Raw genomic sequence first — 7,025 nt, 5'->3', positions numbered from 1 at the left:
GGGGAAATATCCCCTTTAATAAAAGGTGTTATTTCCCCTCGATTAAATATAAAAAGTAATATACTTTTACTGTACGAAAAAGATTGAATTAAATTGATTACTAGAGGGAATTGCACAAAAAAACCACTAAAGTTTAAATTGTAGTGGTTTTTTGCTATAAAATAGTGTCAGATTAGTACCTATAATATTCAGGCTTAAATGGTCCTTCAACCTGAACTCCAATATAATCTGCTTGATCTTTGCGTAATGTTTCTAACTCAACACCAATTTTAGCTAAATGTAAACGAGCCACTTTTTCATCTAAATGCTTTGGCAACATATATACTTCATTTTTATAAGCATCTCTGTTATTCCAAAGCTCTAATTGCGCTAATGTTTGATTTGTAAATGAATTACTCATTACAAAACTTGGATGACCCGTTGCACAACCTAAGTTAACTAATCTACCTTCAGCCAACACAATAACTTCATTTTTACCAATTGTGTATTTATCTACTTGAGGTTTAATTTCAACTTTAGAAGCTCCGTATTTATTATTCAACCAAGCCATATCAATTTCATTGTCGAAATGCCCAATGTTACAAACAATGGTTTTATCTTTCATTGCTTCAAAATGATGTCCTTGTACAATATCTTTATTTCCTGTAGTTGTAATTACAATATCTGCATTTCCAATAACAGTTTCTAAACGTTTAACTTCAAATCCATCCATTGCAGCTTGTAACGCACAAATTGGATCAATTTCAGTAACCGTTACAATTGAACCTGCTCCTTTAAAAGAAGCTGCTGTTCCTTTTCCAACATCGCCATAACCGCAAACAACAACACGTTTTCCTGCTAACATTAAATCAGTTGCTCTTCTAATAGCATCCACAGCACTTTCTCTACATCCGTATTTATTATCGAACTTAGATTTTGTTACAGAATCGTTTACATTAATTGCAGGCATTGGCAATGTTCCTGCTTTTACTCTATCATATAAACGGTGTACCCCGGTTGTAGTTTCTTCACTTAAGCCATTAATTCCAGCAGCCAATTCTGGATATCTATCCAAAACCATGTTTGTTAAATCTCCACCATCATCTAAAATTAAATTCAATGGTTTTTTATCTTCTCCAAAGAATAATGTTTGCTCTATACACCAGTCAAATTCTTCTTCAGATAAACCTTTCCAGGCATAAACTGAAACTCCTGCAGCAGCAATGGCAGCGGCAGCTTGATCTTGTGTTGAAAAAATATTACAAGAACTCCAAGTTACCTCAGCACCTAAATCTACCAAAGTTTCAATTAAAACCGCAGTTTGGATAGTCATATGTAAACAACCAGCAATTCTTGCTCCGGCTAAAGGTTTTTTGCCTTTTTATTCTTCTCTTAAACTCATTAAACCTGGCATTTCTGCTTCGGCTAATTGAATTTCTTTTCGTCCCCAGTCTGCAAGATTAATGTCTTTTACTTTATATTTTACGTAAGTTGATGTTTCTGAACTCATATTTATTAAATTTGTTATTTATTTTAAAACAATTATTTTTTTGTTTTAAAGTTTTGCAAAAGTACAAAATACATTTGAGAATATAAATGCCTTTATTTAAAACCATTAAACCAAATAAGTACACAGCTGTTTATGTGTGGGAAATTGAAGAATCTTTTAAAGACCTATCAAAAGACACACAATTAACGGAAAGAAGTCAGAATAGATTGTTTTCAATGAAATCTGAAATGCATCGTCGTGGTTTTTTAAGTGTGCGTCATTTACTGAAAGAAGCAGGTTATACCGATTTCAATTTGTTTTACAACGGTAATGGAAAACCACATTTAACCGATGGAAAACACATTTCTATTACACATTCTTTTAACTTTTCTGCAATTATTATTAGTGATGTTGAAGTTGGAATTGACATTGAAAAAAACAGAGAAAAAATAAAAATAATTCAAGATAAGTTTGTCAATTTTGAACGCGGTTTTATTCATAAGGATGATGATTATATTCAGCAATTAACTGTTATTTGGGGAGCAAAAGAAAGTTTGTATAAAATTTATCCGTTCGGTGGTTTAACTTTTAAAAACGATATTGATATTAACTCTTTTCAAATTGCAGATAAAAAAACCACTGGATATATTAAAGTTGAAGGCTGGGATAAAAATTACACTATTGAATTTCATCAAATTGATGGTTTTACATTGGTTTATGCTTTAGATACTGCTAATAATGACTGATTTTATTTTAGCACATATTCATAAATCTTCAAAAAAAGGTGAAAAATTATTAGCTATTTTATTGGATCCAGATAAAACAACTATTTCAGAAATTCCCTCGATTTCAAAAAGAATAGAAAACCTCAAAGCAAATTTTATTTTTGTAGGTGGAAGTTTTGTTGAAAAAGGAATTACCGATATTTTTGTTCAAAAATTAAAGGAGTTCACAAATATTTCTATTGTACTTTTTCCTGGAGATTACTCGCAAGTAACAAATAATGCCGACGCCTTATTATTTCTATCGTTATTATCTGGCAGAAATCCTGAATATTTAATCGAACAACAAATAAAAGCTGTTCCATTTTTAAAAAATTCAAGCTTAGAAATTATTCCAACTGGTTATATTTTAATTGATGGTGGTACAAACTCATCTGTTTTAAAAGTAAGTAAAACTACTGCTATTCCACAAAATAATATTGATTTAGCTGTTGCAACAGCCGTCGCAGGAATGTACAAAGGCAAACAACTTATTTATTTAGAGGCTGGGAGCGGTGCAAAATTTCCAGTAAATTCAGGGTTAATTTCAGCAGTAAAAAAAAATATCAATATTCCACTAATTGTTGGTGGAGGAATTAGGACTAAAGAACAATTAAACAACGCTTATAAAAGCGGTGCAGATGTAGTTGTTATTGGAACTGCTTTTGAAAACAACATAAATTTATCTATTTAAAATTATGAATGAAATTTTCAATATCTTATTTGGACAATACAGTGAATACGAAATCGTGGATATTGTATTAGAAATAATTGCAGTTATTTTTGGTTTTTTATCTGTTTGGTCTTCAAAAAATAATAAAATTTGGGTGTATCCAACGGGTATGATTAGTACCAGTATTTTTGTGTATTTACTATTAAAATGGAGCTTACTTGGTGACATGATGATTAATGGATACTATTTTATTATGAGCATTTACGGATGGTATATTTGGACTAGAAAAGTTGATGCAACTCATAATACACCAATTACTAAAACCACAAAAAAAGAGAATAAAATTTCAATACTATTATTTTTCGCAACCTTATTTTTTGTTTTTATAGTGTATAATTTTTTTGATAAATGGACAAGTTGGGTTGCTTATGTTGACACAATTACAACCGCCATATTTTTTGTTGGAATGTGGTTAATGGCTCGAAAAAAAATAGAAAACTGGATTTTTTGGATTATTGGTGATATTATTTCAATTCCTCTTTATTTTTATAAAGGATTTACTTTTACAAGTTTTCAATATCTTATATTTACAGTAATTGCAATTTATGGATATATTGAATGGAAAAAACTCTTAAACAAGCCAATAGAAATATTGTAAAAATTGTACTATTTGGACCAGAAAGCACGGGTAAAACTACACTTTCTAAACAATTAGCTAGACATTATAATACTGTATGGGTTCCAGAATATGCACGAGAATATTTACAAAACAAATGGAATAATACACGTAAGTATTGTGAAAGTAGCGACCAGCTTCCAATAGCTTATCAGCAAATTAAATTAGAAAATGAACTAGCAAAAAAAGCAGACAGGCTTCAAATTTGTGATACTGATTTATTAGAAACCGTTGTTTATTTTGAAAATTATTATGAAAAAAATATTGATTCAGGTTTAAAAAAAGCAGCCTTAGAAAATAACTACGATTTGTATCTTTTAACCTATATTGATACGCCTTGGGAAGCAGATGATATTAGAGAAAATCCCGATCAACGAAAAAAAATGTTTGATACTTTTGAACAAGCTTTAATAAAATATAACCGGCCTTATATCTTATTATCTGGAATTAAAAAAAATAGGTTTAATTTGGCTGTAAAAGAGATTGATAAAATTTTAAATTCTAAATCAAACTTACAGCGGTATTTGGCGAAAAAATGAAAAAAGAATCACTTATAAAAGAACTTAAATTTAAAGCCGTTAGAAGTAGTGGTGCTGGAGGACAACATGTAAATAAAGTTTCATCAAAAGTAGAATTGTTATTTGATTTGCAAAATTCTACTGAATTTATTGAAGAAGAAAAAGAGTTACTAATTCAAAAATTAAAAAGCAAACTCACAAAAGAAAATGTACTCCTACTTTCTTGTGATGAAAGTAGAAGTCAACATAAAAACAAAGAAATTGTTATTAAACGTTTTTTAAAATTAATTGAATCTTCACTAATTATTCCAAAAAAACGAAAAGCTTCAAAACCTAGCAAAAGTAGTGTTCAAAAAAGATTGGATAAAAAGAAAAAACACGCTTATAAAAAGGCTTTCCGAAGAAAGCCTGAATTATAATATTAAATTCCATTTTTTACTGATTTTTAAATTTCTTATTTGTAAGTTTGCACCATCTCAAAAGGGGTGCCTAAAACGGCTGAGATCAAACCCATTGAACCTGAACAGATAATGCTGTTAAGGGACGTTCAGACAGAAAAAATCTGTTAGGGCAATAGTAATTTTATCAAAACATCGATTAATTACCTCTTTTTAAATCGTTTTATTTTATATTTAAATGAAACAATTTTTAAAAAAAACATTTAAAAAAGTGAAGAATTTAGTAGCTTTTTTAATCATTGTACACTCAATTAATGGAAATGCACAAGAACTTTTTAAACTTTCTGGAAAAGTTACCGATGGAAATAACCCATTGCCCGGAGCAAGTATTGTAATTAAAGGAACTTCAAAAGGAGTAAGTACAAATTTTGATGGTGAATTTTCAATTCAACTTAAAAAAGGAACTTACACATTAGTTGTGAGTGCAATCAGTCAGCCCAAAGAAGTGAAAGTGAACTTAATTAAAGACACTTTTATCTCCATAAATATGGCAGATAGTTTTGTGAATTTAGAGGAAGTTTTGGTTGCGGCTGTGCGTGTTAAATCTACATCACCAGTTACGCATAGCAATGTTACTAAAGAAGATTTAGAAACTCGTAATCTTGGTCAGGATATTCCTACTTTATTAAATTTTTTACCTTCGGTAGTAACAACCTCAGATGCTGGTGCTGGGATTGGGTATTCGGGTATTCGGGTTCGTGGAAGTGATGCTACAAGAGTAAACATTACTATAAATGGAATTCCTTATAACGATGCAGAAAGTCAAGGAACATTTTGGGTAAATATGCCCGATTTTACTTCTTCAACAGAAAGTATGCAATTGCAGCGTGGTGTAGGAACTTCAACTAATGGTTCAGGTGCATTTGGTGCAAGTTTAAACTTATTAACCGATGCTGTTTCAGAAAACGCTTATGGTGAAATTAGTAACTCGTTTGGCTCTTATAATACCAGAAAACATACTGTAAAATTTAGTTCAGGAAAAATAAATGATCATGTTGAATTTTCTGGTCGTTTTTCTAAAATTGATTCGGATGGATATATTGACCGTGCATCTGCTGATTTAAAATCGTACTTTTTACAAGCTACTTATGTTGATGACAATACCTTAATAAAAGCGTTAACTTTTGGTGGTCAAGAAAAAACCTACCAGGCTTGGGAAGGTGTTACCAAAGAGCAAATAGAAACTTTGGGTAGAACTTACAATCCTTATACCTATGAAAATGAAATTGACAACTACAATCAAGATCATTATCAATTGCATTGGAATGAGAAATTATCTAAAAATTGGTCTACAAATATTGGGTTAAATTACACCTTCGGAAGAGGTTATTATGAACAATATAAAGAAGGTGAAGATTTTTCTGATTACGATTTAACTCCAATTTCTTTAGGAGGTGAAACAATTGATCAAACCGATTTAATAAGAAGACGTTGGTTAGACAACGATTTTTATGTTGTTAATGCAAATGCGACTTATAAAAATAATGCATTAGAATTTATTTTTGGAACATCGTATAGCAATTATAAAGGAGATCATTTTGGTGAAATTATTTGGGCTGAATTTGCTAGTAATTCTGAAATTAGAGATCGTTACTACGAAAGTAATACTAAAAAAAATGATGCAAATATTTTTGGAAAACTTACTTATAAGTTAAATGATAATTGGACAGCCTTTACCGATATTCAAAATAGATTTGTAAACATTGAAACAACTGGTTTAACTTCGGATAGAGATATAATAAACGTTGATAAAAAGTATTCATTTTTTAATCCAAAAGCTGGGTTGACTTTTAAAGCAAATAACCAGAATAGTTTGTATTTCTCGTATGCAAGAGCTAATAAGGAACCAAACAGGAACGATTTTGAAAACGGGGTGTCAACTTCCGAAAAACTAAACGATTTTGAGTTAGGTTGGAGGTTAAATAGCAATAATGTAAAAGTTAATACCAATGTGTATTATATGTTGTATAAAGACCAACTTGTATTAACAGGGGCTATTGATGATACCGGCGCACCAATTAGAGCAACAAGCGGAAAAAGTTACAGATTGGGGTTAGAGGTTGATGCTCAAATTAAGGTTTCTAAGAAGCTTTCTTTACTACCAAATATTGCAATAAGCTCAAATAAAAATGTTGATTTTGTAACAACCTGGAACGGTGAAGTGGTTGATTTAGGAAATACTGATATTTCATTTTCACCCAATTTAATAATTGGGAATGTCATTACTTACCAACCTTTAAAAAATATGCAGTTTGCTTTTTTGTCTAAATATGTTGGTGAGCAATTTATGGGGAATATTGATAATGGCAACTCCAAATTAGAAAGTTATTTTGTAAATGATTTAAATGTAAGTTTTAACATTTCACCGAAGAGTGTTTTTAAAGCAATTACATTAAGCGTGTTAGTTAACAATATATTTAATACAAAATATATTTCTAATGGCTATTACTATACATATGATGATACTTGGT

General features: G+C 30.3%; 6 protein-coding genes, 1 pseudogene and 1 riboswitch. Of the genes and pseudogenes, 6 read left to right on the top strand and 1 reads right to left on the bottom strand.

The genetic code is table 11. The features are described from left to right. Nucleotides 1-172: 172 nt before the first annotated feature. Nucleotides 173-1,489: pseudogene (gene ahcY / locus AB1Z17_RS08225) on the bottom strand (adenosylhomocysteinase). An 86-nt stretch (nt 1,490-1,575) separates the two neighbouring features. Here ahcY and AB1Z17_RS08220 point away from each other — a divergent pair. From AB1Z17_RS08220 to AB1Z17_RS08195, 6 genes are all read left to right on the top strand, one after another. Next, complete coding sequence (locus tag AB1Z17_RS08220; RefSeq protein ID WP_368051319.1) at nt 1,576-2,214, top strand: 4'-phosphopantetheinyl transferase superfamily protein; 639 nt, start codon at nt 1,576-1,578, stop codon at nt 2,212-2,214. Continuing rightward, nucleotides 2,207-2,923: a geranylgeranylglyceryl/heptaprenylglyceryl phosphate synthase gene (locus AB1Z17_RS08215; protein WP_368051318.1), complete on the top strand. Its 717-nt coding sequence runs from the start codon at nt 2,207-2,209 to the stop codon at nt 2,921-2,923. Before AB1Z17_RS08220 ends, AB1Z17_RS08215 begins: the two co-directional genes overlap by 8 nt. Before the next feature lie 4 nt (nt 2,924-2,927). Further along, the gene (gene pnuC / locus AB1Z17_RS08210; RefSeq protein ID WP_368051317.1) at nt 2,928-3,560 is read left to right on the top strand and encodes a nicotinamide riboside transporter PnuC; all 633 of its coding nucleotides are present in this window, start codon (nt 2,928-2,930) and stop codon (nt 3,558-3,560) included. Then, entirely contained in the window at nt 3,521-4,117 is a 597-nt protein-coding gene (locus AB1Z17_RS08205; protein ID WP_368051316.1) for an AAA family ATPase, read from the top strand. The genes pnuC and AB1Z17_RS08205 overlap by 40 nt, the downstream gene beginning before the upstream one ends. Continuing rightward, nucleotides 4,114-4,515, top strand: a complete 402-nt coding sequence (arfB, locus tag AB1Z17_RS08200; protein WP_368051315.1) for an alternative ribosome rescue aminoacyl-tRNA hydrolase ArfB — start codon at nt 4,114-4,116, stop codon at nt 4,513-4,515. Before AB1Z17_RS08205 ends, arfB begins: the two co-directional genes overlap by 4 nt. A gap of 52 nt (nt 4,516-4,567) precedes the next feature. Continuing rightward, nucleotides 4,568-4,658, top strand: a riboswitch (TPP riboswitch). Between the two features lie 107 nt (nt 4,659-4,765). Further along, nucleotides 4,766-7,025, top strand: a 2,260-nt coding sequence (locus AB1Z17_RS08195) for a TonB-dependent receptor (RefSeq protein ID WP_368051314.1), incomplete at its 3' end; no start/stop codon positions are given.

The organism is Lutibacter sp., assembly GCF_040883305.1.
GTDB lineage: Bacteria > Bacteroidota > Bacteroidia > Flavobacteriales > Flavobacteriaceae > Lutibacter.
Note: the sequence above shows the minus strand (reverse complement) of the source record. Positions and strands in the feature narration are given on the sequence as shown.

What these genes read in the sequence shown, in the direction of transcription:
- AB1Z17_RS08220 (WP_368051319.1), top strand. Translation starts at nt 1,576, where the DNA reads ATGCCTTTATTTAAAACCATTAAACCAAATAAGTACACAGCTGTTTAT.
- AB1Z17_RS08215 (WP_368051318.1), top strand. Translation starts at nt 2,207, where the DNA reads ATGACTGATTTTATTTTAGCACATATTCATAAATCTTCAAAAAAAGGT.
- pnuC (WP_368051317.1), top strand. Translation starts at nt 2,928, where the DNA reads ATGAATGAAATTTTCAATATCTTATTTGGACAATACAGTGAATACGAA.
- AB1Z17_RS08205 (WP_368051316.1), top strand. Translation starts at nt 3,521, where the DNA reads ATGGAAAAAACTCTTAAACAAGCCAATAGAAATATTGTAAAAATTGTA.
- arfB (WP_368051315.1), top strand. Translation starts at nt 4,114, where the DNA reads ATGAAAAAAGAATCACTTATAAAAGAACTTAAATTTAAAGCCGTTAGA.